At 68.1% G+C, this 24,081-nt stretch carries 23 protein-coding genes and 1 pseudogene; 11 read left to right on the forward strand and 13 right to left on the reverse strand.

Annotated elements, in window-relative coordinates; translation table 11 throughout:
* The first annotated feature begins 126 nt into the window (after window positions 1-126).
* Both OXU42_02355 and OXU42_02360 read left to right on the forward strand, forming a co-directional pair.
* Window positions 127-507 carry a hypothetical protein gene (locus OXU42_02355; protein ID MDE0028233.1) on the forward strand — a complete coding sequence of 127 codons (381 nt, stop codon included), beginning with the start codon at window positions 127-129 and terminating at the stop codon, window positions 505-507.
* Between the two features lie 164 nt (window positions 508-671).
* On the forward strand, window positions 672-2,114 hold the full coding sequence (locus OXU42_02360) for a UbiD family decarboxylase (GenBank protein ID MDE0028234.1): 1,443 nt from the start codon (window positions 672-674) through the stop codon (window positions 2,112-2,114).
* Between the two features lie 22 nt (window positions 2,115-2,136).
* Here OXU42_02360 and OXU42_02365 read toward each other — a convergent pair whose 3' ends face one another.
* The 8 genes and pseudogenes from OXU42_02365 to OXU42_02400 all read right to left on the reverse strand — a co-directional run bounded on the left by OXU42_02365 (window position 2,137) and on the right by OXU42_02400 (window position 11,053).
* A complete protein-coding gene (locus tag OXU42_02365) occupies window positions 2,137-2,919 on the reverse strand; it encodes a DUF151 domain-containing protein (protein ID MDE0028235.1) in 783 nt (260 codons plus the stop codon).
* 90 nt (window positions 2,920-3,009) lie between these two features.
* Window positions 3,010-3,942: a DUF6282 family protein gene (locus OXU42_02370; protein MDE0028236.1), complete on the reverse strand. Its 933-nt coding sequence runs from the start codon at window positions 3,940-3,942 to the stop codon at window positions 3,010-3,012.
* A gap of 118 nt (window positions 3,943-4,060) precedes the next feature.
* A pseudogene (locus OXU42_02375) lies at window positions 4,061-4,717 on the reverse strand (peptidase dimerization domain-containing protein).
* Window positions 4,718-5,284: 567 nt separating this feature from the next.
* Complete coding sequence (locus OXU42_02380) at window positions 5,285-6,526, reverse strand: amidohydrolase (GenBank protein MDE0028237.1); 1,242 nt, start codon at window positions 6,524-6,526, stop codon at window positions 5,285-5,287.
* Between the two features lie 97 nt (window positions 6,527-6,623).
* Window positions 6,624-7,586 carry an LLM class flavin-dependent oxidoreductase gene (locus tag OXU42_02385; protein ID MDE0028238.1) on the reverse strand — a complete coding sequence of 321 codons (963 nt, stop codon included), beginning with the start codon at window positions 7,584-7,586 and terminating at the stop codon, window positions 6,624-6,626.
* Window positions 7,587-7,655: 69 nt separating this feature from the next.
* A complete protein-coding gene (locus OXU42_02390) occupies window positions 7,656-8,765 on the reverse strand; it encodes an NAD/NADP octopine/nopaline dehydrogenase family protein (protein ID MDE0028239.1) in 1,110 nt (369 codons plus the stop codon).
* A gap of 7 nt (window positions 8,766-8,772) precedes the next feature.
* On the reverse strand, window positions 8,773-9,930 hold the full coding sequence (locus OXU42_02395; GenBank protein MDE0028240.1) for a mandelate racemase: 1,158 nt from the start codon (window positions 9,928-9,930) through the stop codon (window positions 8,773-8,775).
* A 10-nt stretch (window positions 9,931-9,940) separates the two neighbouring features.
* On the reverse strand, window positions 9,941-11,053 hold the full coding sequence (locus tag OXU42_02400; protein MDE0028241.1) for a Xaa-Pro peptidase family protein: 1,113 nt from the start codon (window positions 11,051-11,053) through the stop codon (window positions 9,941-9,943).
* Between the two features lie 233 nt (window positions 11,054-11,286).
* Between OXU42_02400 and OXU42_02405 the strand changes: the two genes are divergently transcribed.
* From OXU42_02405 to OXU42_02415, 3 genes are all read left to right on the forward strand, one after another.
* On the forward strand, window positions 11,287-12,375 hold the full coding sequence (locus tag OXU42_02405) for an ornithine cyclodeaminase family protein (protein MDE0028242.1): 1,089 nt from the start codon (window positions 11,287-11,289) through the stop codon (window positions 12,373-12,375).
* A gap of 115 nt (window positions 12,376-12,490) precedes the next feature.
* On the forward strand, window positions 12,491-13,612 hold the full coding sequence (locus OXU42_02410; protein MDE0028243.1) for an MltA domain-containing protein: 1,122 nt from the start codon (window positions 12,491-12,493) through the stop codon (window positions 13,610-13,612).
* Between the two features lie 70 nt (window positions 13,613-13,682).
* Window positions 13,683-14,744 carry an ornithine cyclodeaminase family protein gene (locus OXU42_02415; GenBank protein MDE0028244.1) on the forward strand — a complete coding sequence of 354 codons (1,062 nt, stop codon included), beginning with the start codon at window positions 13,683-13,685 and terminating at the stop codon, window positions 14,742-14,744.
* A 49-nt stretch (window positions 14,745-14,793) separates the two neighbouring features.
* On the opposite strand, the gene OXU42_02420 is transcribed toward OXU42_02415, so the two are convergent.
* Both OXU42_02420 and OXU42_02425 read right to left on the reverse strand, forming a co-directional pair.
* On the reverse strand, window positions 14,794-15,192 hold the full coding sequence (locus OXU42_02420; protein MDE0028245.1) for a VOC family protein: 399 nt from the start codon (window positions 15,190-15,192) through the stop codon (window positions 14,794-14,796).
* A 97-nt stretch (window positions 15,193-15,289) separates the two neighbouring features.
* A complete protein-coding gene (locus OXU42_02425) occupies window positions 15,290-16,537 on the reverse strand; it encodes an MFS transporter (GenBank protein ID MDE0028246.1) in 1,248 nt (415 codons plus the stop codon).
* A 155-nt stretch (window positions 16,538-16,692) separates the two neighbouring features.
* On the opposite strand from OXU42_02425, the gene OXU42_02430 reads away from it, so the two are divergent.
* Genes OXU42_02430 through lgt form a run of 4 tightly spaced genes read left to right on the forward strand, consistent with a single transcriptional unit; the run spans window position 16,693 to window position 19,702 of the window.
* Window positions 16,693-17,058, forward strand: a complete 366-nt coding sequence (locus OXU42_02430) for a hypothetical protein (GenBank protein ID MDE0028247.1) — start codon at window positions 16,693-16,695, stop codon at window positions 17,056-17,058.
* Window positions 17,055-18,122 carry a cytochrome c oxidase assembly protein gene (locus OXU42_02435; GenBank protein MDE0028248.1) on the forward strand — a complete coding sequence of 356 codons (1,068 nt, stop codon included), beginning with the start codon at window positions 17,055-17,057 and terminating at the stop codon, window positions 18,120-18,122. Before OXU42_02430 ends, OXU42_02435 begins: the two co-directional genes overlap by 4 nt.
* Window positions 18,123-18,141: 19 nt before the next feature.
* Window positions 18,142-18,822, forward strand: coding sequence for a TlpA disulfide reductase family protein (locus tag OXU42_02440; protein ID MDE0028249.1), 681 nt, complete (start codon window positions 18,142-18,144; stop codon window positions 18,820-18,822).
* Window positions 18,823-18,853: 31 nt separating this feature from the next.
* Complete coding sequence (gene lgt / locus OXU42_02445; GenBank protein ID MDE0028250.1) at window positions 18,854-19,702, forward strand: prolipoprotein diacylglyceryl transferase; 849 nt, start codon at window positions 18,854-18,856, stop codon at window positions 19,700-19,702.
* Here the strand turns inward: lgt and OXU42_02450 are convergent.
* Both OXU42_02450 and OXU42_02455 read right to left on the reverse strand, forming a co-directional pair.
* The gene (locus OXU42_02450; protein MDE0028251.1) at window positions 19,671-19,916 is read right to left on the reverse strand and encodes a hypothetical protein; all 246 of its coding nucleotides are present in this window, start codon (window positions 19,914-19,916) and stop codon (window positions 19,671-19,673) included. The genes lgt and OXU42_02450 overlap by 32 nt on opposite strands.
* A gap of 164 nt (window positions 19,917-20,080) precedes the next feature.
* Window positions 20,081-21,352 (reverse strand): class I SAM-dependent RNA methyltransferase, encoded by a 1,272-nt coding sequence (locus OXU42_02455; GenBank protein MDE0028252.1) that lies wholly within the window; start codon window positions 21,350-21,352, stop codon window positions 20,081-20,083.
* Window positions 21,353-21,472: 120 nt separating this feature from the next.
* Between OXU42_02455 and OXU42_02460 the strand changes: the two genes are divergently transcribed.
* Window positions 21,473-21,838 (forward strand): DUF309 domain-containing protein, encoded by a 366-nt coding sequence (locus OXU42_02460; GenBank protein MDE0028253.1) that lies wholly within the window; start codon window positions 21,473-21,475, stop codon window positions 21,836-21,838.
* A 42-nt stretch (window positions 21,839-21,880) separates the two neighbouring features.
* Complete coding sequence (locus OXU42_02465; GenBank protein MDE0028254.1) at window positions 21,881-22,744, forward strand: EamA family transporter; 864 nt, start codon at window positions 21,881-21,883, stop codon at window positions 22,742-22,744.
* Window positions 22,745-22,759: 15 nt separating this feature from the next.
* Here OXU42_02465 and OXU42_02470 read toward each other — a convergent pair whose 3' ends face one another.
* Window positions 22,760-24,061 (reverse strand): MFS transporter, encoded by a 1,302-nt coding sequence (locus tag OXU42_02470; GenBank protein ID MDE0028255.1) that lies wholly within the window; start codon window positions 24,059-24,061, stop codon window positions 22,760-22,762.
* Window positions 24,062-24,081: the final 20 nt, after the last annotated feature.

Genomic DNA, 24,081 nt, shown 5'->3' on the forward strand with positions numbered 1-24,081 from the left:
GGGGACATCTTAGCTTTGTTGAAAAGGGGACATTATCGCTTTGCGCTAACACCGGTGACTTGCGCGTTGTGTTTTGCTCCGGGCCATGTTAAGGCGTAGGAAACAATTCAGTCACGGGGGAGTCAAATGGCGTTGGACTTGCGAGACAGCGTTCGGAAGCAGATCGACCTACTGAAGAAGGAACTGGCCTCGGCCAGCGAGCGCGTGAACAGCTTGAACGATGAGATCAAGCGGCATGAGGTTATCTACGGAATGCTGACCGGCGACGCCAAGCCGGCGGCGCGTCGAGGCCGTCCCCGCGGGCCGCAAAAGCGCGGTCCGAGCGGTTCCATGATCGACTGGAACGCCATTTTCGCAACGCTGCCCAACGAGTTTACCCTCGACACCATCGGCGCCAACGAGACCGCCCGGGAGAAGCCCCGCGCCTACCTCAGGCAGGTGGTCGTGCGCTGGTCCAAGGAAGGCCGTATCAGCCGTACAGGCAGAGGGCAGTACCGGAAGGCCTGATTCCCGCTTTTCAAGCGCGTCATGCGCACGCCGGCCCGAGGCCTTTCCCGTTTGCGCCTCGCGCCCGCGCCGGCTGGGCCGCCGGCCGGGACTCGCTCCCGGCCGCATGCTTTCCGGCGAACGGCAACAACCAACGTAATCTACCGTCAGGGATTGGAGGTCCTATGCAGTTCAATGATTGTCGTGAATGGATCGAGAAGGCGGACGCCATGGGCGAGCTCAAGACCCTCAAGGGGTGCAACTGGGACCTTGAGATCGGCGCCATCACCGAAATGGTCATGCGCAGGGAGGACGGCCCGGCCGTATTGTTCGACGAGATCAAGGACTATCCCGCGGGCTACCGGGTTCTGTCCAACACCTTGACCTCGCGCAAGCGTATCGGCCTTACTCTGAATCTGCCGCCGGGCGACAGCAAGATGGAGTTCGTCAATACCTGGCGCAATCACTACAAGAACATCAAGCCCGTCCCCGCCAAGGTGCTCAAGGACAGTCCCCTGTTCGAGAACGTCTTCGAGGAGGGCAACATCGACCTGCTCAAGTTCCCCACGCCCCGCTGGCATGAACGGGACGGCGGCCGCTACATCGGCACCGGCAGCATCGACATCACCTCCGACCGTGACGAGGGCTGGACCAACTGGGGTACGTACCGGGTGATGGTGCACGACTCGGATACGGTGGGTTTCTACATTTCACCGGGCAAGCACGGTCGCATTCACCGGGACAAGTATCAACAGACGGGCGAATCCTTCAAGATGGCCATGTCCTTCGGGCACGATCCGCTGGTCTTCCTGGGGGGCAGCATCGAGGTCCCTTACGGGGTGCCCGAGTACGACTTTCTGGGCGGAATCCGCGGCGAGCCGCTGGAGGTGGTGAAGGCGCCGTACTCCGGCCTGATGGTCCCGGCCAACGCCGAGATCGTGGTGGAAGGCGACGTGGTCTTCGGCGAGGACCGCGTGGAAGGTCCCTTCGGCGAGTGGACCGGCTACTACGCCAGCGCCGAGCGGAACGAGCCCATCGTCAAGATCAAGCGGCTCTACCACCGCAACGATCCCATCATCCTGGGGTCGCCTCCGGGCAGGCCTCCGGCCGAGTTGGGCTGGTACCGCTCGTACCTGCGTTCCGCGCTGATCTGGGACGAGATGGAGAAGGCGGGGGTGCCGGACGTGAGGGGCGTGTGGCTGATGGTGGCCGGCGGCAGCCGCCTGGTCATGGTGGTTTCCATCAAGCAGCGCTACCCGGGACACGCGCGCCAGGCCGCGGTGGTGGCGTCGCAGTGCCATGCCGGCGCCTATCTCGGCCGTTATGTCATCGTCGTGGACGACGACATCGATCCCTCCAACACGGACGACGTCATCTGGGCCATGGCCACGCGTTCGGATCCCGACGCCGACATCGACATCATCCGGCGCTGTTGGAGCGGTCCCCTGGACCCGATCGTGCATCCCACGAAGAAGGGTTTCAACTCGCGCGCCATCATCGACGCGTGCCGTCCCTACGAGTGGATGGACCAATTCCCGCCGGTGGCGGAATCGCCCCGGGAAGTGCTCGATGCCACCGAAAAGAAGTGGGGCAAGGTCCTGTTCAGCACCAACGGCACGGGCGCATAGCCCGATATCGAAGGTTCCGCGTTCATCGAGACGGCGGGTTCGTCACAATGGTGACGAACTTGCCGTCTCTTTGTATGTTCAAGAGGCGGAACCGCTTCGTCGCCGGGGCGCGCAGCTTGTCCAGCAGATCGCGGGAATTCTTGACGGGCGCGCCGTCCACCTGGATGACCACATCGCCGCGCCGGAGCCCAAGCTCGGCGGCGGGGCCGCCGGGCTCCACGTGCGCCACCAGGGCGCCGGCGTCGACGGTCGCGGCAAACAATGTCGCCAAGTCCGGGGTGAGGTCCTGCACCTGCATGCCCAGGGTCCGCGAAACCCGGTTCCGCAGTTCCGATTGCCGCCCGCCCAGGGGCATGCCCTGTTCCAGGACCTCGGGCGTCGCATAAATCGGCGCGCCCGTCCGTAGCGCCACGGCGATAGCGTCGCTCGGGCGCGCGTCGAGGCGAACGCGCCGCCTGTTCCGTCTCAGGGTGACCTCCGCGAAAAAGGTGTGTTCGCGCAACTCCGTGATGGTCACCTGTTCCAACTCGGCCTTGAGGCCCCGCAACACCTTTTGGATCAGGTCGTGCGTATCGGGTCTGGAGAGCCTTTCTCCGGCCAGCGCACGGGCGATGGAGTTGGCTTCGGCTTCGCCGATCCAGATGGGCAGCAGCCGTCCGCCGCCGGCCAGCAGCACCACCGGCGTCCCCCGCGTCGGGTCCACGATGACTTGCCGGACCTCCATGCGGACGGGTTCCGCACGCGCGCTCCCGTCCTCGAGCACCGGTCCCAGGAGCGCCCCGAACAGCAGGGTGCGCGTGAGCACCCTCGTGATACGGCGGCTCCGGAACCCGCGCCGCTCGGCTGGCCAAACGCCCCGCATGCCGCGGAGCTTAGTCACCGGCGTCGCGCGGTGTCAACAACGTTCCACCAGGAACCGCGGGTTGCCTTTCATGGCGGTGTCGATGTCTTCGCGCGGGATCCCCTCGGCGAGCAGCCCCGCGCCAAGCCGCGCCAGTCCCTCCGCCGGGGCCGCCCGGTCCACTTGACCCACGTCCGTGGACAGGATCGTCCGCTCCGCGCCCGCCTGCGTCAGGATCGACGCGGTTTCCTTGAACGATACCAACCCCATGTCCACCAGGATGAAGCTCAGCTCGACGTAGGCCCCGGCGCCGGCAAGCTCGACCAGCTCGGGGACGCCGATGGCCGGAGGATCGTAGCACGGGTGCGTGACAATGACCTTCCGGACGCCCAGGGCGCGAGCCCGTTCCATCACGTAGAACACCTCGTCCCGGCCCACGTGGCCGGTGGCGAGCACCAGGTCGTGATCGGCGGCGATGCGCAGGATCTCGTCCAGCGGCGGGCGGAGGTGGGCGGCGAGTATGTTGATGGGTTCCACCTCGCCGAGCCGCCGGGCCAAGGGGGAGACGGTGCCGCCGCACCACTCGGGCGGGATATCGTACCGCTCCCCTTCGTGGTGCCGCGCGGTGAGATGCGCGGCCGCATGGACGGTGGGCAACCACACCACCTTGAGATAGGGCTCGCCGTTCGCCGACGGTCCCAGCGCGCCCCGCACCGCCGCGGGATTGATGCCGCCGACGTAGTGGTTCAGCACCACCGAGCCGTGGAGCCGGACGCCGGTGACGTCGTGGGCCATCTGCGCCCAACTCCCGGTGGCCGTCATGTGCGACTTGAGCACCACGCCGCCGAGCCCGGTCTCCCGCACATGCCGGGCCAGCGAGACCGCATCGAACCGCCGCGGGATTCCCTCCGGCCCGCAGTGCACGTGCAGGTCCACCGCCCCGGTGACGTCGTAACCAGGGTCCGGGATGTTGGCGGGATTTTTCATCGGAGACTCGAGCATCATCGCGTCCTTCGACTTCGCTTCGCTACGCTCAGGACGGCCCCAAAAAACCGCTCGTCCTGAGCGTAGCGTAGCGCAAGCGGAGCGAAGTCGAAGGGCGCGCTCATGCCGTGCCGCAGACGTCCATGGCCGTGTGCGCCAGCACCTCGGCGCATGTCGCCATCTCGCTGATGAAGATGTAGCCGCCATCCGGGCCGGGATCCAGGAAGCCGCCGCCGGGACCGTAGTGGAGACAGGGGATGCCGTGCTTCCACAGCCAGCAACTGTCGCCGGCCGAGTAGGACATGGGCAGGTGGGCGCCGATCAGCCTTGGCGGTGCGCCCGTGACCTTCTCGTGGTTCCGCGCCACCGCCCGGACGATGGCCGCATCCGCGGGCACGTCCAACGGGTCCATCACCAGGCGCCGGCAGCCCTTGAAGAAGGGCGGCGGCGGGATCTCGATGGCATAGTCGAACTCCGGGTCACCGTCCTTCAGAGGGTCCAGCGTACGCCTCACGTCGGCGATGACCGAGTCCGCCGTCTGTCCGGGCACGAAGTGCACGTCCACGATGACGGTGCAGAGGTCGGGCACGTAGGGCGGCTCCGTCAGCACGTAGCCCTCGCCGCGCCCGCCGATGATGCTGCCGACGTTCAGGCGGGGAAGAGCGGGCAGGTCGGCCCGGGGGGTAAACGTAAACTCGACCCGACCCAGAGCCTCGACGACCCGCGTCATCTGTTGCACCGCGTTCACCGTCTCCTCGACCTTGCTCACGTGGCCGGTGACGCCGTAGGTGGATGGCGAAGTGCACGATGCCGCCGTGCACGGTCACGAGATTGCCGATGCCGAAAGGCTCCGGCAGCACCGCCATGTCGGTGCGGAAGCCGCTCTCCATGAGGAAGTGCGTGCCCTCGCCACCCTGGGTCTCCCCCACCACGCAGGCCAGCACCAGGTCTCCGCGGAGCTTCACTCCCGCCCGTCGCACCGCCTCGGCGGCGCCGATCATGGCGGCCACGCCGCCCTTCATGTTCTGCACCCCGTGGCCGTATAACCGGTCCCCCTCCACCAGCGGCGTCCACGGGTCGCGCTTGCCGCCCCGGGTGAGGGAGTTGATATCGATGTGGCCGTTGAACATGAGGCTCGGGCCGCCGCCCGCGCCCTTGAGGGCGGCGATGGTCTGGTATCGGCCGGGCGCAACCTCCTGCAGCGTGACGTCGTAGCCACGCTCGGAGAGATAGTCTCGCAGGAACAGTGCCACCGGGGTCTCGTCGGGGCAGAAGCTCGGGATCTTGATCAGCTCGCCGGCGAGCTCCACGAGTTCCGTGGCGCCCACATCAATCTGACGAGTCATCATCCGCCGGCGCCCGATCCGGTGAGCCGCAGCACGAGCCCGGCCATGAGCATGGCGCCGTGGGCCAGGGCGCGCTCGTCCACGTCGAAGGTGGACGTGTGGTGACCCGTGGGGGTGCTGCCGCCGAGCAGGAAGTAGAGGGACTTGCCGCCGTGTTCCTGGACCCGGCGCATGAAGTAGGTGGCATCCTCGCCGCCGCCCAGGGGCCGGGCGTCGTGGACGCGGAAGTCCACGGGCGAAGACCCGGCGACCTGGGCAAGGTGGTCCTTCATCTCGCCGTCGGACTTGGCGCCGATGGTGCGGCCGGTGATCTCGCTTGCGACCTCGAGCCCCTGGAGCGTGGCCGCTCCCTCGATGCAGCGGCGCGCGCCTTCCTCCATGAGCTCGCAGATCTCGTCGGTGCCGCCGCGCACCTCGTACTTCATGTGCGCCTCGGACGGCACCACGTTGGTGCCGGTGCCGGCGTTGAGCACGCCGACGTTGACGAAGGTGGCGCCCTGGCCGTTGCGCGGCAGGGCGTGCAGCGCCAGGGTGGCCTGGCAGGCCGCCAGCAGCGCGTTGCGGCCCCGTTCCGGCGCGCCGCCCGCGTGGGAGGCCACGCCGCGGAAGCGCGCCTCCATCTTCACGGACGAGAGGAAGTGGGTGGCCTCCAGCGCCACCTCGCCCAACGGCAGCGTCGGCCCGCCCATGTGCAGGCAGGCAAAGTAGTCGGCGTCGTCCACCACTCCGGCCTCCACCATGGGATGCGCGCCGCGGCCGCCTTCCTCCGCCGGCTGGAACAGGAGCTTCACGCGCCCGCGCCAGTCCGGGTTCGCGGCAAGCAGCTCGGCCGCGCCCAGGCCGATGGTCACGTGGGCGTCGTGGCCGCAGGCGTGCATGATGGCGGGCTTCCCGGAAGCGAAGCCGTGAGCCACCGGCGGGTGCGTTGGGTCTTCGGACTCCGAGACCTCGGTGGCGTCCATGTCGAAGCGCAGCGCCACGGTGGGGCCGTCGCCGCGCTCGAGAATGCCCACGGCTCCCGGCACCTCGATGTCACGCGCGAGGTCGCCCGCTTGGGCGCGGCTCTCCTTCACCACCGCCTCCTCGGGCCAGCCGCGCACCGCGTCGGGATGGACGCAGTCGGAATTCGTCTCCACCCGGTAGCCCAGTTCGCGCAGCCGGTTCACCACCATGCCGGTGGTTCGGAACTCGGTCCAGCCCGCTTCGGGGTGGCGGTGCAGGCTGCGCCGGATGTCGGTCAAGTAGGGGAGCTTTGACTCGGCTTGGCGCGCCAAGCGATTCAAGTATTCATTGAGATTTTGTGGCATAACTTTCCAATTTCACTTAGTCGGTAAGGGTCTACTCGTTCCGCGCGATCTCCACAACGCGCCTGCGCTGCTCCTGGGTGCCCAAGGGCATGAGCAGAGGCAGGTCGAGACCGCCTCGAACGAACTCGTCCAGGCGCCGGCGGCATTCGTCCGGCGTTCCGGTCACGGAGTGCGCGTACACCACTTCGTCGCTGATGAGTCCCTTGGCCTCGTCCCACGCGCGCCGGCCGATGGCGTCGGCGAGGCGGTCCTGGTCGACCGCGCCGCCGCCGAGGCGGATGTTCTCGGCGTGGTGCTTGTTGCGGAAGATGTACGCCAGGAACGTCTTGGTGGCGTCCATGGCCTCCCGCGGATCGTCCGACACCGACGCCGCAATGAAGCCCGCGACTTCTCCCTTGGCGGCCTTCCCGGCGCGGGCGGCGCCCGCCTCCACCTCGTCCACGCAGCGCCGGATGTACGCCGGAGTGCAGCCCGCGGACAGCAGCGCGCCGTCGGCCATCTCGCCCGCCAGGCGCAGCATGCCGGGCCTTACCGCCGTCATGTAGATGGGGATATCGGTGCCGGGCGTGAGCCCCATGCTCGCCCCGTTGATGGTGAACATTTCCCCGTCGAACCGTACCGTCTCGCCGGCCAGGAGCGCGCGCAGCAGCGTCATGTACTCGCGCATGGTCCTGAGCATCCGCTCGGCCTCGATGCCGATCTCCCGGAGGGCCGTGGGGTTGGCCGTGCCCGCGGTGGCCGCCACTCGCCCCGGAGCGAACTCCTCCATGGTGGCTAGAGCCATGGCCGTGACCATGGGGTGGCGCGAATAGGGACTGAGGGGGGCCGGGTTCACCTTGATGCGGGGAGTCCGGGCCAGGAACGCCATGGCCGACGCGATGGAGTCCCGGAAGCAGATGTGGTCGGACATCCAGATGGAGTCCATGCCGATCTCGTCGGCCAGTTGCGCCAGCTCGATCATCTCCTGGATCGAGTAGAAACCGTCGAAACACAAGCCTGCGTGCATGGCCGACAGAGTAGAACAACGGGGACGGGAATGAAAGAAGACGAGAGCGGCAGTGGCTTATGGGAATCCTTCCTCAAGGATGGTCTGAAGTTCCGCCGGACTCGTCCCCTCCAGGCCCATGTCCGCCAGGGTGAGGCCGGTGCGGCGGTAGTCGGTGCGGTTCATCTCCGACGCCAGGGTGATGAGGGCGTCGATGACTGGGGTGTCGATGCCCAGCAGGGCGGCCAACTCGGCCATGGGCACGAGTCCGTAGCCCACGTCCTCGTGCACGTAGCGGTGGTCGTGGGTCGTGGGCGCCACGATGGTCTTGTTGGGCTCGCTCTCCTGCGTCGCCTGGTAGACGTTGCCGCTTGCGAGGGCCGCGTCGGAGGTAAGGCCGGCGGCATGGAATATCTCCACGAAAGTGCGGGGCGGCAGCCCCAGCGCGCGCACGATGGCCAGCCGTTCCCGGTCCACCCCCTCGATCATGCGCGCCACCGAGGGCGAGAGGGCCTCCCGGTAGAAGAGCATCGCGCCGCCGTGCTGCTCGATCCAGCCGGCGTTCCCCACCATGCCCGCGGGGTGCATGATGGCGTTGATGTTGGACAGGCCAGTCTCCAGCACGTTGCGCGTGGGCACGACGTTGGGGAACACCACGGCCATCTCCGGCAGGATCTCCGCCCCGTGCACGGCCGGGAACGCCGCGCACCCCAGGTTGGCCGTGCGCCGGTACACTTCCACCCGCGCCGCTCCCGCCATTCGGCAGATGCAGGTCAGGGTCACGGTCTCGCAGCAGCGGACGGGCACGCGGCAGCCCGCGAGCCGCAGTTCGTGAACGAAGTGCAGGCTGCCCCCGGTCTGCCCGGGGTTCAGGTGCACGATCTGGTCCCCGGTGAGGAGCGGCGCCAGCGAACGGGCCATGAACGCGTGGGCCACCGCCGGCGCGGCGATGGTGACGAGGTCCGCGCCGGCAACGGCCTCTTCCAGCACGGTCGTGATTAGGTCCGGCCGTCCCAGGCTTTCCCGGCCGGCCTCCACCAGCTCAATGCCGCCGCGCTGCAACAGCGGCGCCAGCGTCTTCTCCGAACGGGAGTAGAGCCGTGTCTCGAAACCCCGATTGGCCAAGTCCGCCGCGGTGGCGCACCCGCCGTTGCCCGCGCCGAGGACGGCTACCTTCGTGATGCCCATGTCCGCGTCACTTGTCCAACCGGTACCGCTCAACCTTCTCCTCGTCCAGCTCCACGCCCAGCCCCGGACCCTGGGGCACCTTGACCGCGCCGTCGACGAACTCGAAGGGCTCGGTGACGATGTCGTCCTTGTAGTAGATGCCGGCGATGCGTCCGGTGGCCTCCGCGTCCGGGGTGGTGACGGGGATCACGCAGCCCAGGTTCGCGGCGGCGGTGGAGGCGGCCAGGTGGACGTTGGCGGCGTTGCCCACGCCCATCTCCACCGAGCCGTTGACGTTGCACGGGAACCCGGCGGCCTCGGCGATGGCCGCGACCTTCTTGGCCTTGAGCAGGCCGCCGGGCTTGGTGGTGTAGATGGAGATGATGTCCGCGGCCTTCTTCTCGATGATCTCCAGGACGTCCCATGTGGTCCAGGCGCTCTCGTCGGCCATGACCGGCGTGTCCACCCGCCGGGTGACCTCGGCCATGGCGTCGAGCCCCTCCACGGGCTGCTCCATGTAGAGGATGTTGTACGGCTCCATGTCCTTCGTGGTCCGGACGGCCTCCTTCGCGGACTTGTAGCCGTTGTTGGCGTCCACCGTGAGGTTCATGTCCGGCCCCAGGGCTTCGCGCACGCGCCGCAACAACTCGACGTCGCGCCCGGGTTCCACTCCGCCCTTGAGCTTGATGGTCTTGATTCCTTCTTCCTGTACCCGCCGCACCTCGGCCACCGCCTCGTCCATGCCCATGAGGCCGATGCTGTGGGAGATGGGTACGGCCTCGCGGTAGAGCCCGCCCAGGAGCTGGTAGGCCGGCACTCCGGCCGCCTTTCCCACCACGTCGTAGAGCGCCATGTCGATGGCCGCCTTGGAATAGGGATACCCCTTGACCGCTTGGTCCATGAGGGTATGGATCCACTCGATGCGACGCGGGTCCTCGCCCTCGATGGCCGGCGCCAGGATGTCGTGGATCACGGCGGCCACCGAGGTGGGGGTCTCGCCGTAGTAGCGCATGTGGTCGCCGCCCCAGTCCTTGAGTGCGGGGGCCTCGCCCAGCCCGGTCAACCCGTCGTCGGTGACGAGCTTCACCACCAGGTAGACGCCGATGGGAGTCTTGAGGTTGGCCCACTGGTGCGCCCGTCGCGTGGGCAGCCGGACGGGAATGGTCTCGATGTTCTGGATCTTCATCTTGGCTCCGTTAGCCGATGCGAATGAGCTTGTCCGTGTCGGTGGCGTCCGAGAGCAGCTCGCAGCCGTCCCGGGTCACCCGCAGCATGTCCTTGTTCTGGAGCCCCATGCGGCCGGGGATGTATACCAGCGGCTCGATGGCCACCACCATGCCTTCCTCCAGCACTTCCTCGCCGTAGCGCCCCAGGTAGGGCTCCTCGTGCAGGAACACGCCGATGCCGTGGCCCACGAAGCTGATGGGCTGCAGCCCCAGCTCGTCGAACTTCTCCAGGAACCGGCGGTAGACCTCCTGGGCATGGGCGCCGGGCTTGATCAGGTCCATGACCAGGTACTTGCACTCCACCAGGTTGTCCCAGATGCGCGCCTGCTCCCCGGTGGGCTCGCCCACCACCGCCGTCCGGCACACGCCGGCGTGGTAGCCGTCCAGGACGCCGAAGATCTCCATGCGGACCAGGTCGCCTTGCGAGAGCGCCCGGTCGGTGGGACCCACGTTGGGGAACTGGCTGCGCTCGCCCGAGGCGATGATCATGAGCTTGAAGTGCTCCGCGCCGTTCGCGAAGATCCGCCCGGTCAGGTCGCCCGCCATCTCCATCTCGGTCATCCCTGGCCGGGCGTGTGCCAGGGTCCCGCCGATGGCCGAGTCCGTGATGCGGCTCAGCCGGCGCAGAAGTTCGATCTCCCGCGCGGTCTTGACCTGACGCAGCTTCCCGAAGATGCCGTCCGCGGCCACGAAGTCGACCCTGGGCAACAGCCCGCGCAGGGTGGCGAAGTCGCCGGCGGGGAGATACTCCATCTCCACCCCCACTCGCGCTCCGGCGAGCCCGCGCGCCTCCAGGGCGGCGGCCACCTCGCGCATGGGATCGTCGGTGAACTCCCGGTACACTCGGATGTCATCGAAGGTGGCGTGTGCCTTGACCGTGGTCTCCTCCATGTCGATGGCCACCATGGTCGTGTGTCCCGACCGGTCCACGAGGCACATGGCGTGGCGCCACCGCATCAGGAGTTGCGAGGGCACCACGAACCCGGTGGTGTAGGCGAGGTTTTCGGGGGAACTGGCGATGAGGGCGTCGAGGTCCCGTTCCTTCATGGCGTTCTGCTGCTTCGCGATGATGTCGGCGTCCATGGCATCTGCTCCGGGTCTCTGCCCCGAATCGGCGTCGGCCTGAGAGCATACAGGCCGCACCCGTGATCATCAACTGCGGGGCACCCCACCACCGCCCCTGGATTCCCGCTTTCGCGGGAATGACGTTCAGGGGGTTGTTGCCTTTCTCAGATGGCGGGAGTGGCTTTTCAACAGGGGTTCCATCGTATAGGAAGTATGCTTTGACGAGATCCATTGACCGAAAGGAACACCGCATGCTGCTCATCAACAACCAGGAAGTCGAAGAGCTGATGGACATGAAGGCCTGTCTCGAAGCGCTGGAGACGGGTTACGAGGACCTTGCGCGCAACGACGCGGTGTACCGGCCGCGGCTCGACGTGTGGGTGCCGTGCGAGCGTCCCGACGGCTATTACCGCTGGGGCACCATGGAAGGTGCGAGCCGCACCATCGGCACCTTCGCCATCCGGATGAAGTCCGACATCGTGCACTGGCCCGGCGGCGACACCGAGGAGAAGTACTGCATGGAGCCGGGCAACTACTGCGGGCTCATCATGGTCTTCAGCGTGGCCAACGGCGAACCCTTGGCCATTATCAACGACGGCGTTCTCCAGCACATGCGCGTGGGCGGGTGCGCCGGGCTGGGCGCCAAGCTGCTGGCGCGCGAGGACGCGTCGGTGGTGGGCATGTTCGGCTCCGGCGGCATGGCCGAGACCTATCTCATGGCGTTCAACGAGGTGCGGAAGCTCGAGGAAGTGCGGGTCTACAGCCCCACCAAGGCCAACCGGGAGCGGTACGCGGGCAAGATGAGCAAGATGCTCGGGCTCAAGGTCACGGCCATGGACCGGCCCGAGGACGTGGTGCGCGGCGCGGACATCATCTCCGCGTGCACGGATTCCACGCGGGTGGTGTTCGACAATCCCGAGTGGCTCAAGCGCGGCGCCCACGTCACCTGCGTGCGCGCCTGCGAGATCGGCCCCCGGGTCGTGGAGGTCTGCGGCGTATCCGTCAAGCTCGGGCGCAACACGGTGGTGACGACGGACGAGGGCATGGTACGGCTCCACGGCAACGTGGGCTACGTGGCCGGGCAGCCCGAGGAGATCGCGCGCATCCCGGACCCGGTGCAGGACAACTACACCGGGGACTACTTCCACTACTTCATGGACGTGAAGCTCGGCCGGCAGCCGGGCCGGACGAATGACGACCAGACCACCTTCTTCATCAATGCCGGCACTCAGGGGCTCCAGTTCGCGGCCTGCGCCGGCCGCGTCTACCAGATGGCGAAAGAGAAGGGGATGGGGCGCGAACTGCCCACGGAGTGGTTCACCCAGGACATCCGGGACTGAGGCGGGATCCTGGAGGACCGGTGTCGCGGCGGGTTTCAAGCCCGCCGGTGCCCGTGACGTGATGTTCGCCGATCAAGGCTCCCGGTGGCGCGGAGTGTCCAGGGCGTGCCTCTGGATGACGCTGTCGGCCGCCCTCTTGTTGCCCGGCGGCTGCGGTCTCCAGCAGCGAGGCCCGGCGCCCGTGACGCCGGAAGCGATCGCCGACGATCTGGAACCGGGGTCCCTCCGCCGAGCCGTGGCGGAGAGCCTGCGGTTTCTTCACGAGGTGCCCGGAGAGTCGCGGCTGGGCGAGTGGCCCCGGGCGGTTACGGCGGCGGACCTGCGTGCGTCCCTGGCCGAGTTCCTCGAGATCCTGGACCGGACCGCGGAAACGGACGTGTCCTGGCTGGACCGGGTGGCGGAGCGTTTCGATTTCCATCCCGCCCCGGCGCGGCCAACGGGGACATCGGTCTTGTTCACCGGCTACTATCAGCCCGTGATCGATGCGAGCGCGGTTCGCACGGAGGAGTATCGCTACCCGGTGTACAGTGAACCCGGCGCACCGGCCACGCGGGCCGGTACGGCGGGGGATGAGCCGGCGGCCTCTCACCCGTCGCGGCACGACATCGACGTACTGGGGGTGCTCGACGGCAAGGGCTACGAGATCGCCTGGCTGCGAGACCCGGTGGACCGCTTCTTCCTGCATATCCAGGGCTCCGGGCTCCTGCGCATGACCGACGGGCGCGAGTTGCCGCTCAACTTCGCCGCCTCCAACGGCCGGCCCTACACCAGCATCGGCAAGGTGCTGATCGACGAGGGCAAGGTCGACCGTGCGTCGATGTCGATGCAGCGCATTCGCGCGTGGCTGGCCGAGTTCCCGGAGGAGCGCGAGGCGCTGTTCGCGCGCAACGAGCGCTACATCTTCTTCCGGCTGGGGGAGGATGGTCCGCTGGGGAGCCTGGGAGTGCCGCTGACCGCCGGACGCTCGGTGGCCACCGATCCCGCGGTCTACCCCAAGGGCGCGCTGCTGTACGTCGAGACCCGGACGCCCGTGGTGGACGAAAGCGGCGCCCTCGCGGGTTGGCGTCCGGTGCGGCGTTTCGTCGTCAACCAGGATGCCGGCGCGGCCATCCGCGGTCCCGGGCGCGCGGACCTTTACTTCGGCACGGGCGCCCCGGCGGGAGCGCAGGCGGGTTACATGCAGAGCGAGGGAAGGCTTTATCTCTTGATGAAGCGACGATCGGCGCCCCTGGGCTGAGGGACGCCGGGTATTACCAGATAACCGGGAGGCAGTTATGGCATCGGTCTTGTTGTTGGGTCCGGAGGACATGAACGGACTCATCACCATGAAGGAGGCGGTGGAGGCCATGGAGCGGGGCTACCTGGACTGGGCGAAGAACCGCGAGCTCGGCGCGCTTAGGCGCCGCGTCCACTCGGTGGCCAACGCCCGGGTCACGGTGCACCAGGGGGCGCCCGACTCCGCGGGGGTGACGGGAATCCTGACCCACTGCGAGCACGTCATGATCCATGACAACGGCATCCAGACCTACCAGACCCGGGGACGTCCGGTGCGGGTGATGTTCGACGGCAACAACGCCGAGCTCAAGTGCATCACGGTGGGCGAGGTGCGGGTCGCGGAGCTGCCCGAGGCCAACAACGTGGTCAACGTCCAGACCGCCTGCTCCACGGCCGTGGGCATCAAGCACCTGGCGCGCCAGAGCTCCAGGGTGGTGGGGGTCCTGGGTTCCCGGGCCCAGGCGGAGTGCCAGTTGCTCGCCGCCAAGGCGGTGGTGCCCGGCATCGAGGAGGCCCGGGTCTACAGCCCCAATCCGGAGAACCGCACCCGGTTCGCCGCCAAGATGACCGAGCTGCTGGACATGGAGGTCCGCCCCGTGGCCACCAACCGCGAAGCGGTCCAGGACGTGGACATCCTGCTGTCGGTGACCAACTCCAACGTGCCCACCTTCGACGGCGACTGGCTGGAGCCGGGCGTGCACCTGTGCTCCATCGTCTCCAGCAACATCGGCCTCATGCGCGGCGGCTTCATCCAGGTGAAGCGGCGCGAGGTGGACGACAAGACGCTGCGGCGCTGCGACATCATCGTGTGCAACTCCAAGCGCCAGGAGATCCTGGACGAGCCCGGCGTGCTGTGGGACCCGGTGCAGCAGGGCGTCATCACCTGGGACGACGTGTGGGACCTGGGCGAGGTGCTCGCCGGACAGGTGCCCGGCCGCACGTCCGAGGAGCAGATCAGCTTCTACAAGAACAATGCCTTCTGGGGCGTGGGCGACCAGGTCATCGGCCAGTTGCTCTACGAGCGCGCCGTGGAGAAGGGGCTCGGCACCGAGTTGCCCATCGACGGCGCCGAGTACCGAGAAGCGGACGCATAGGCCCGCGTGCGCCGTGAACCATTCACTCGCCACGTAGGGGCGGCCGCCCCTACGTGGCGTTGTTCTTTCTTTCGACGATCTCGATGCGCACGTCGTCCGGGGCGCGCACGAAGGCGATCTTGAGGCCGGGCCGGAGCAGCCGGGGCTCGGAGAAGAACTCGGCGCCGCGCTGCCGCAACTCCGCCGCGGCCTCCTCCAGGTCGTCCACCTGAAGCCCGAAGTGATCGAGGCCGATATACGGCCGGTCCGGCGCGGACGGGACGTCCTGGTCGGGCTGCGCCCTGGCGATGCAGATGGTCATGCCGTCGATGTCCAGGTCGACACGGGGGCGCCCGTCGGTCTGGGTGGTCTCGACGATCTTCGCGTCGAACACGTCGTGATAGTACTTCGCCGTGGCCTCGGGGTCCCGGCTCCTCAGGTGGATGTGGTCTCGTCTGTACCTGGACATGGTGTCCTCCTCGTCCCGGCGCTTCCTCGCGTTCCGCCTGCGTTCCGTATCGTATAGTCCGACGGGTGGAACATCAACGGGGTTCCCGCCCGAATCGTCATTCCCGCGAAAGCGGGGATCCAGGGGTGGGGAGGGGGTCCTTGGCCGCGTCCCCCGACCGCAACGCCAGCGGCGCCATCAGGCCCACGCTCGCGAAGGACAGGACGGCCATGGCCTGGAAGAGCGTGGACATCTCCGTGTACGCCAGCAGCAGGCCGATGCCGGACACCCCGGCGGTCTTGGCGACCTGCTGGCTCAGGCGGTCGAGGGAGATGACGCCGCCGCGCAACTCCAGCGGCGCGTTCTGCGTGAGCAGGCTCTTCTGCATGGGCGAGATGATGCCGTTGGCGAGGCCGTAGAGCACCAGCGCCGGGACCAGAATGCCCGTGCCTTTGGCGAAGGACACGGCAAGCAGCGCGAGGCCGCTCACCACGAAGGCGCCCAGCACCAGCCGTCCCTTGTCCCAGGCACCCGCGAGCCGTCCGGCCTGGCTCGACGTCACCATGGCGCCCACGGCGTGGAAGGAGCGCAGCAGGCCCGCGCCCGCGGTGGAGAACCCGTGGGCGCGCACCAGGTACAGCGGCAGATAGGTGAAGAAGGCGTAGTCCAGGAAGAAACGCAGGAAGCCGGCGGCGAAGGCCAGCAGCAGGCGCGGGTTGCGCACCACCCGGGCCACGTCCCTGAGATACTGGCCCGTCGACGCCGGCGCCTTGCCGCGGGTCTCCGGCATCCACGCCCAGGCGAGCAGCCCCAGGGGAATGGCGGCGGCGTAGACGAGGAAGGGCCAGCGCCATCCCACCAGGGCCAACGCGCCGCCAAGGGGCGGCAGCACGACTTCGCCCACCCGGTCGATGAAGACCTTCAGCCCCTGGCCCGATACCTCGCGGCGGTCTTCGAGAAGGTCGCCGATGAGGACGATTGTGAGGGGAATCACCGCGCTGAAGCCGACGCCCTGGAGGGCACGCAGCGCCAGCACCCACCCGAAGCTCGGCGCGAACGCCACCGCGGTGCCGGCGGTGCCGAACAGCAGCAGCCCGCCCAGCAACAGCGGGCGCCTGCCGTAGCGGTCGGCGGCGACCCCGAGAAGCGGCGCCAGCACGATGGCGGGCGCGGTGTAGACCGCGATGACGAGCCCGACCTCGGCGTCGGTGATGCCGAACGGCTCCAGCATGACCGGCAGGACCTGCTGGACGATGTTCACGCCCATGATCACCAGCAGGCTCGAGGCGTAGACCAGTCCCAGGGAACGCCGCAGATCCGGCGGAAGCTCGCCCAGGTCGAACAAGGACGTGGCAGAGAATCGCATCGGTCTCCTTCTGATCTGTCCTTACGCGTGAACCTGCGTTACGGCAAGGGCGCCTTGCCGGTAACGCGAAATCCTGGGCATATTATAGTCATGGGTTTCCATTCCAACGAGCCGGTTGCCGCGGTGGCGAAGACGGTGCGATACGGGGCGCGGGCATGACGCTTTCGGTGTGGGTCGGCATACTTGGGGTGCTCGCCGGTGCGGTGGCAGCCTGGCGTTTCCGCGACCGCCTCGGAAAGCCCGAGTTCCTCTGGATGGTGGGGCTCGCGGCCATGGCGCCGGCGTGGCTGATCGCGCTGACCGGCCTGCTGGACGGCCTCTCCGGGGAGAATCCGGACAAGGGCCTCAAGGCGTTCCTGGCCCTCTCCTCGGCCGCGGCGCTGATCGGCGTCATCGCCACCGAGTTCTGCGTGCGCTGGCTCAAGACGCGGGCGGCGTGGGCGCCGCGCGTGCTGCACTGGTTGCTCGGCACCGTGGCACTGCTGCCGTCCTGGGGGCTGATCCTGTGGAGGGTTTCGTGACGTCGCTTGCGAGGCCGGCGCGGGCGCACGCGGGCGTACGATTCGCCTCGGATGTCAGTGGCGGCGGGCGCCTTGGGCGTGTGGCGGCCGTCGCGGCAGTGCTGGCCATGCTCTCTTGGCCGCGGTTCCTGCTGGCTCACGGAGGCCACGGCGGGCCTGATGAGCCGCTGCCGTTCGACGCGCTGATCCTGCTGTTCGGGATGATGCCATCGGGCCTGCGCCTTGACATCGTGCTGGTGCTGGCCGTGGCGGCGGGCATCTATCTCACCGGCTGGGTGCGGCTGCGGGGGCAGGCGGAGGGCGCCGCCACCGTGACCGGGTTGCTGCTCTACCTCGGCGGCATCGCGGCCCTCGCGGTGTCGCTGGTGTCGCCGGTGGACCGTCTCGCGGCCGAGCGCCTCAGCATGCACATGGTGCAGCACATCCTGCTGCTGATGATCGCGCCGCTGGGCATTCTTCTGGCCAACCCCTTCCCGGTGGTGTTGTGGGGTCTCCCCGGAGGGCTTCGGGAGAGCTTCGCCGGGCTGTTTCGCGACGGCCGCCCGGGGCGGTCCGTGCTGACCGCCCTCACGTCGATACCGGTGGCCTGGACCCTGTACGTGGTCAACCTGTGGGGGTGGCACCATCCGGCGCTGTACCAGGCGGCGCTGCGCTACTGGTGGGTGCATGACCTGGAGCACTGGCTGTTCTTCGCCACCGCGGTGCTTTTCTGGTGGCCCATCCTCAACGCGGCGCCGCTCTACCGCCCGGCGCGGCCGCTCGGGACAAGGGTGGTCTACCTCCTGGCGGCGACGCTTCAGAACACGCTCCTGGGCATGTCCATCGCCGTGCCCGAGCGCATCCTCTATCCGTTCTACGCCGCCGTCCCCGGGCTTGCGGCGTTGAGCCCGATCCAGGACCAGGGGCTCGGCGGCGGCATCATGTGGGTCAGCGGCCACATGTACGTGATCCCGATCCTGGTGCTGGTGGCGCGCCGGCTCATCTCCGAGGACGAGGCGGCCAACGCCCGGGACGGGGCGGCCAACGGCGGCGTGCCTTTGGGGTCGGGCGGCTCGGTCCGTTAGGGCACGGGAGTCTGTCGAGATGAAGGCTTGGCTGATGTTTCTGTGTCTCGTGGTTCTCGGCGCACCGGCTTCGGGCGCGGTTGATGGAGAAGACCTGCGCAAGCTCGGCTTCCTGGTCCCGGAGGCGTTCGAGGAAGCCCCGGCCTTCACGACGACGGACGCGGCCGGGAACAAGGTCGCCTCGGAGGACTACCGCGGCAAGGTGGTGCTGCTCAACTTCTGGGCCACGTGGTGTCCGCCGTGCCGGCTCGAGATGCCGGACATGGAGCGCCTCTACCAGGAGTTCCGGGGGCAGGGCCTTGAAGTCGTCGCCATGAACTTCATGGAGACGGCCGAGGAGGTGACGGCGTTCGCCGAAGAGCAGAAGCTCACTTATCCCATGCTGCTGGACCCGCGCAGCGAGATCGCCGGGCAGTACGGCGTCATGCGGCTGCCGGAAACGGTTCTCATCGGCCGCGGCGGCGAGGTCCTCGGCAAGAGCATCGGCTTCAAGCCCTGGTACAAGGACGACGTGCGTGAGCTGATGGCGGCGCTGCTGGGCAACGGCGCGGCGCTGGCTGCCGCTCCCGCGGGCGGCGTCGCGGACTCGGAGCCGCCGGGCAACTACGATTCGGCGTATCTTGCCGGCGCCGTCGTCCTGGTGATCGGGATCTACCTGGCGTTTCGGCGCCGGCGCGGCCGCGGCGGTCTGGACGGCTAGGGAGACTCTTTCGCTCCGGTAGCAACGGCCCATGTGGACCTTCCCCAGCATTGATCCCGTGGCCTTTCAGGTAGGCCCGGTGGCGGTCCGGTGGTACGGGCTGATGTACCTCTTCGGCTTCGTCGGGGGCTACTTCATCGCCGCGTGGCTGGCGCGCCGGCGCGGCTTGGCCCTGGGCGGGGAGAAGCTGGTGGAACTCATCAGCTACGTGGCCATCGGGGTCGTGCTGGGCGGGCGGTTGGGCTATGTGGTCTTCTACAACCTCCCGTACTACCTGGGGCACCCGCTGCAGATCTTCGCGGTGTGGGAGGGAGGCATGTCGTTTCACGGCGGCATGCTGGGGGCCGCGCTGGCGGGCTGGTGGTACGTGCGGCAGCAGGGGATACCGTTCTATTCCGGCTCCGACTGCATCTTCGCGGCGACGCCTCTGGGTTTGGGTCTCGGCCGGTTGGGTAACTTCATCAACGGCGAACTGTACGGGCGCACAACGGAGGCGCCGTGGGGCATGGTGTTCCCGGGCGGCGGGCCGCTGCCGCGCCATCCCTCCCAGCTCTACGAGGCGTTCCTCGAGGGCCCGGTGCTGCTGGGGGTGCTGCTGTGGCTGGGTACACGGACGCGCGCGCCGGGCATTGTCACCTGGGCGTTCGTCGGCGGCTACGGCATCGCCCGCTTCCTGGTGGAGTTCGTGCGTGAGCCCGACGCCCACCTGGGGCTCACGTGGGGCCTGTCACGCGGGCAGTATCTCAGCGCGGCCATGATCGTCGCGGCCGCGGTCTTCTTCTGGATGCTCGCGAAGCGTTCGCCGACACGGCCCGTTGAAACCGGACGCGCGTCCGCGCGAGGCGCGGCTACTCGTCCATCTCGCCGAAGTAGTCCCTGAGAATCCGCTCCTTTACGTACTCCAGGGCGCCGAGATCATGCAGAATGTCGCCACCGGTGTCGTAAAAAAAGATGTCGCCGTTCTTGTTGCGGCCGACAGCCATCAGCCACTCCAGCTCGTCACGGTCCTCGAGCAGGTAGTTGATGGTCTGACTGGCGCCGTTGCTGTCGATGATGGTGACCTTCGGAGTTACCCGTTTCTTCGGCTGGGTCATTGCTTCCTCCCAGCACGCAGTCTACACCAGCGGGCGCCCCTGACTCAAGGGTCGGCCGCGGCCGGCCGGCAGTTTTCGCGGGACCGGCCGCATTTCAAGTAACAACGCAGCAAAACAACCGTAACTCGCTGTATTCTTGGGTGTTGCGAAGCGCCGCGAGGCTGCTACTCGCGTACCAGTTCGGCGATCGTTTCCACGTGGAACGTCTGCGGGAAGAGATCCACCGGGCGGACGCGCCGCAACGCGTAGCCGCGGGCCGCGAGCTGACGCAGGTCCCGCGCCAGTGTCGCCGGGTCGCACGAGACGTAGAGTATCTTCCCCGCTCCAAGCGCCGCCAGTCCGGGAGCGGTCCGCTTGGCCCCGGCGCGGGGTGGGTTCAGGACGATGGTGGTGAAGCGGCGCTCTTGGCGGATGAACTCGTCCACCGCGGCCGGGACGTCGTGGCGCCACCAGCGGACGTTGCCGAGGTCGTTGTCCGCGGCGTTGCGCCGGCCGTTGCGCACCAGCCGCGCGTCCGCTTCCACGGCCGTCACCCGCCTGACCCTCCGGGCGGCGGGCAGCGTGAGGTTGCCGGCGCCCGCGTACAGCTCCAGCACGTCATCCTCGGCGGCGAAGCCTGCCAAGGCCATCACCTCGTCCACCAGCCGGCGGTTTCCTTCCGGGTTGACCTGGCTGAAGGTGCCCGCGTCGTGGGTCAGCCGCAGGTCGCCGTCCACGACGCAGGAAAGCGCGGTCTCGCCCCACCTCCGGCGCCAGCCGGGTCCCGCCATCATGATTCCCGCCACCCGGTCGCCCACCAACCCGGCGCACGCGTCGCCGTCGGCGCTCTGGTACGCATGCCGGCTTCGGGCCGAGAGGATGACCTGCCCCGGCCGGTCGGCGCTCAGTATCTCCACCTCCGACACGTGCGTGGCCAGACGCTCCACCCATTGGGCGGCGAGCTCGATGCCGCCGTCCGCATCGGCTTCGGCGATGTGGCAGCGGCGCACCTCCACGATCTCCCGGGAGAACGCCCGATGGAACCCGATCCTCCGCTCGCCGTCCACGTGCAGCACGATGCGGCGCCGGTAATGGAACTCGCGGGGTGCGGGCAAAACGGGAAGCATCTCGAATTCCGTGAGGCCGCCGACCCGCGCCAGCGCGTCCGCGACGTTCCGCTGCTTGGCTTGAAGCTGCGTCTCGTAGACCGCTTCCTGCCACGAGCACCCGCCGCAGGCGCCGGTGTAGGGGCAGGGCGCCGCCCGGCGCGCCGGAGACGGTTCCACGACCGACGCCAGCCGGGCCACGGAGTAGCGCTGGTGCTCCTCCACCACGTCCGCCGCCACCCGGTCCCCGGGCACGGTCAGCGGCACCAGCACGACCTTGCCGTCGCTCCGGCCGAGCCCGAAAGGACCGTGGGTGAGGGTGTCGATAGTCAGGGCGAGTGGGGCCGTCACCGTGTCATACCGGAGCCCTTGCCGGGCAGGGCTTTGCCGAGCAGGGGATATGGGGTAGGAATTGAGAATTCAAACGGACCCGTGTGCATGGGTTCACCAAGGGGAGGTCGCCTTTTCGTCATGGAACACGACCCACGCTTTCTCGCCGCCATCGACGAGTTCAACCGCGGGCTCTACTACGAGGCCCACGAGACCCTGGAACAGCTTTGGCTCGAGGACCACGGCCGCGAGCGCGAGTTCTACCAAGGCATTATCCAGGTGGCCGCGGGCTACTTCAAGTGGGAGCAGGACGTGCCCCAGGGGGCCGTCAAGCTGCTGCGCTCGGCCATCCGCAAGCTCGAGCCCTACCGGCCGGCTTGCCTCGGCGTCGACGTGACGCGGTTCATGGCGGACGTGGAGGCCGACCTGGCGGCCATCGAGGCGGCGTGCGCCGAGGGCGGCGCCGCCCCCGAGCTGCGCATGCCGCGGTTGCCCCTTCCCGAGTGAGCCGCGGCCGGTCTCCGGGCCTTCCGCGGCATACATCGTCTCATGGCCATCCCCGCCCAGGTCATCGCCCTGTGCGCCTCGCTTTCCTACGCCTGCGTGCTGGTCACCTCGCGCCGGGGCATGCAGTACTCGACGCCCAAGACGGTCACGCTGATCTCCCTGATCGTCCACACGGCGAGCCTGTGGACCGCGGTCTTCCTCACCGGCGGCATTCCCCCGGTGGACGCGGCGGCGGTCTACGTCTTCATTGTCGCCGGCGTGCTCCAGCCCATCATCCGGCTGTGCACCTACACCGGCGTGCACCGGGTCGGCGCGTCGCGCAGCGGCCCGATACGCTCGACGCACCCCATGTTCGGCGTGTTCGTGGCCATGACCGTGCTGGGCGAGAGCGCCACCATCGTTACCCTCCTGGGCGTCGTGTCCGTGGTCTGCGGCATCGTGCTGATCACCTGGAAGCCCGCGGAGGAGGTGCTTTCGTTTCGCTGGTGGGAGTTCCTGTTTCCGCTCACCGCCGCGTTGCTGGCGGGCATCGTCCATCCCATGCGCCGCTACGCCCTGGCCATCTCCCACGAGCCGCTTTTTTTCGCCGCGCTGGTGGGCATCGTCTCGCTGCTCTGCTTCCTTGCCTACATGCCGTTCAGCCGTGAGCCGCTCGTGTGGGACCGCCGCGCCATGCTCCCGTTCTTCGCCGCCGGCGCCGCCGAGACCTGCGGCATCCTGCTGGTGATCACCGCCCTGGGCGTAGGCAGCGTCGTCACCGTCTCGCCGCTGGTGGGCATCAGCCCGCTGTGGGTGCTGCTGGGAACCGTGATCTTCCTGAGGGACCTGGAACAGGTGAGCCTCAGGACCGCGGTGGGCGCCATCTGCGTCATCGCCGGGACCGCCGCCATCTCGCTGGGCGGGTGAAGCCGGAATCCAGGTTCACGAGTTCGCCTGGACGGCGTTCACGCGCGCCAGCCAGGGCTTGCTGAGGCACATGTAGAGGCCGGCCGAGATCACGTACAGGCCGACGATGCCCAGGAGCGCGGGCTTGTAGCTCTGGGTGGCGTCGAAGATGGCGCCGGCCAGGGCGGGTCCGAACAGGCCGCCCCATTGGTAGAAGAAGCCCATGTTGCCGCGCACCTTGGCGAAATGGCGGCGCCCGTAGAGGTCGCCCACCATGGCCCAGGTCACCGGGAACACCGCTTCCACCAGAGAGAAGAGGGGCAGGAAGAGCCAGATCCACAGCGGGTTCCGCGCATAGGTCAGCAGCACGAGTCCGCTGGCCGCCACCAGCATGCACACGGCCATGAGCCGTGCCTTGTTGAACCGGTCCGCGAGCGAGCCCACGATGAGGTGGGTGGGAAGGGACAGGGCCGCGAAGGCGCCCAGGAACCACCGGGTCGAAAGCTCAGCCACACCTTTCCACACGAGGATCGGCACGAACGCCTGGATCACCGTGCTGAGACCGAGCACGCGGAAGAGGGTGGCGAATACGAGGAGCCAGAAGGGGGAACCGCGGAAGGCGTCCCAGATGCCTACTTCGGTGTCGGACGGCGCCGCGCGGTCCGTCACCTCCCGGCCGGATGCGGGCGCCTCGCGCGAAGGGATGTCGCCGTCCGGGGACAGGCCCATGTCCTCGGGGGAGCGGCGGACCACCGCGGCCAAGGGCATCCCCAGGAGCAGGAAGGCGGTCCCGGCGAATACCATTCCCAAGCGCCAGCCGTAGTAGTGCACCACGTAGGCAAGGACCGGGGCCAGCACGGCGCCGCCGACGCCGATGGCGCAGCTCACGAGCGCCATGGCCCGGGCGCGGTAGCGGATGAACCAGCTATTGGCCAGCACCATCGGGCAGTGCATGAAGCCGGCGCCGAAGGCCAGCGAGACGACGCCCAGGTAGATGACCAGGAGCATCCAGTAGGACTGGACCCAGTAGAGCAGAATGTAGCCGATGCCGGTGAGAATCACCGCCGCCATCATGATGGGCCGCGGTCCCAGGCGGTCGATGAGATAGCCGGCCAAGGGGCCTTCGATGGCTCCTTCGGCGCGGGCGAGGCCGAACACCAGGCCGGTGGCCGCGCGGTTGATGCCCAGGTCCTTCTCCAGCGGCAGGACGAAGACGGTGAAGCCGTAGAAGTGGAAGCCGCCGCCGAGAAGCCGGAAGAGACAGCCCACCAGCACCATCCGCCAGCCGTAGAACGAGAGATGGTGACGGCACCACTCGATTGGATTCCGCAAGCGCATGCGACGTTTCGCCGGGCCGG

It is taken from the genome of Deltaproteobacteria bacterium (assembly GCA_028818775.1).
GTDB lineage: Bacteria > Desulfobacterota > Binatia > UBA9968 > JAJDTQ01 > JAJDTQ01.

Bases quoted from the DNA above. Each gene is read 5' to 3' on its own strand.
- OXU42_02355 (MDE0028233.1), top strand. From the start codon at position 127: ATGGCGTTGGACTTGCGAGACAGCGTTCGGAAGCAGATCGACCTACTG.
- OXU42_02360 (MDE0028234.1), top strand. From the start codon at position 672: ATGCAGTTCAATGATTGTCGTGAATGGATCGAGAAGGCGGACGCCATG.
- OXU42_02370 (MDE0028236.1), bottom strand. From the start codon at position 3,942: ATGAAAAATCCCGCCAACATCCCGGACCCTGGTTACGACGTCACCGGG.
- OXU42_02390 (MDE0028239.1), bottom strand. From the start codon at position 8,765: ATGGGCATCACGAAGGTAGCCGTCCTCGGCGCGGGCAACGGCGGGTGC.
- OXU42_02395 (MDE0028240.1), bottom strand. From the start codon at position 9,930: ATGAAGATCCAGAACATCGAGACCATTCCCGTCCGGCTGCCCACGCGA.
- OXU42_02400 (MDE0028241.1), bottom strand. From the start codon at position 11,053: ATGGACGCCGACATCATCGCGAAGCAGCAGAACGCCATGAAGGAACGG.
- OXU42_02405 (MDE0028242.1), top strand. From the start codon at position 11,287: ATGCTGCTCATCAACAACCAGGAAGTCGAAGAGCTGATGGACATGAAG.
- OXU42_02410 (MDE0028243.1), top strand. From the start codon at position 12,491: ATGACGCTGTCGGCCGCCCTCTTGTTGCCCGGCGGCTGCGGTCTCCAG.
- OXU42_02415 (MDE0028244.1), top strand. From the start codon at position 13,683: ATGAACGGACTCATCACCATGAAGGAGGCGGTGGAGGCCATGGAGCGG.
- OXU42_02420 (MDE0028245.1), bottom strand. From the start codon at position 15,192: ATGTCCAGGTACAGACGAGACCACATCCACCTGAGGAGCCGGGACCCC.
- OXU42_02425 (MDE0028246.1), bottom strand. From the start codon at position 16,537: ATGCGATTCTCTGCCACGTCCTTGTTCGACCTGGGCGAGCTTCCGCCG.
- OXU42_02430 (MDE0028247.1), top strand. From the start codon at position 16,693: ATGACGCTTTCGGTGTGGGTCGGCATACTTGGGGTGCTCGCCGGTGCG.
- OXU42_02440 (MDE0028249.1), top strand. From the start codon at position 18,142: ATGAAGGCTTGGCTGATGTTTCTGTGTCTCGTGGTTCTCGGCGCACCG.
- lgt (MDE0028250.1), top strand. From the start codon at position 18,854: ATGTGGACCTTCCCCAGCATTGATCCCGTGGCCTTTCAGGTAGGCCCG.
- OXU42_02450 (MDE0028251.1), bottom strand. From the start codon at position 19,916: ATGACCCAGCCGAAGAAACGGGTAACTCCGAAGGTCACCATCATCGAC.
- OXU42_02460 (MDE0028253.1), top strand. From the start codon at position 21,473: ATGGAACACGACCCACGCTTTCTCGCCGCCATCGACGAGTTCAACCGC.
- OXU42_02465 (MDE0028254.1), top strand. From the start codon at position 21,881: ATGGCCATCCCCGCCCAGGTCATCGCCCTGTGCGCCTCGCTTTCCTAC.
- OXU42_02470 (MDE0028255.1), bottom strand. From the start codon at position 24,061: ATGCGCTTGCGGAATCCAATCGAGTGGTGCCGTCACCATCTCTCGTTC.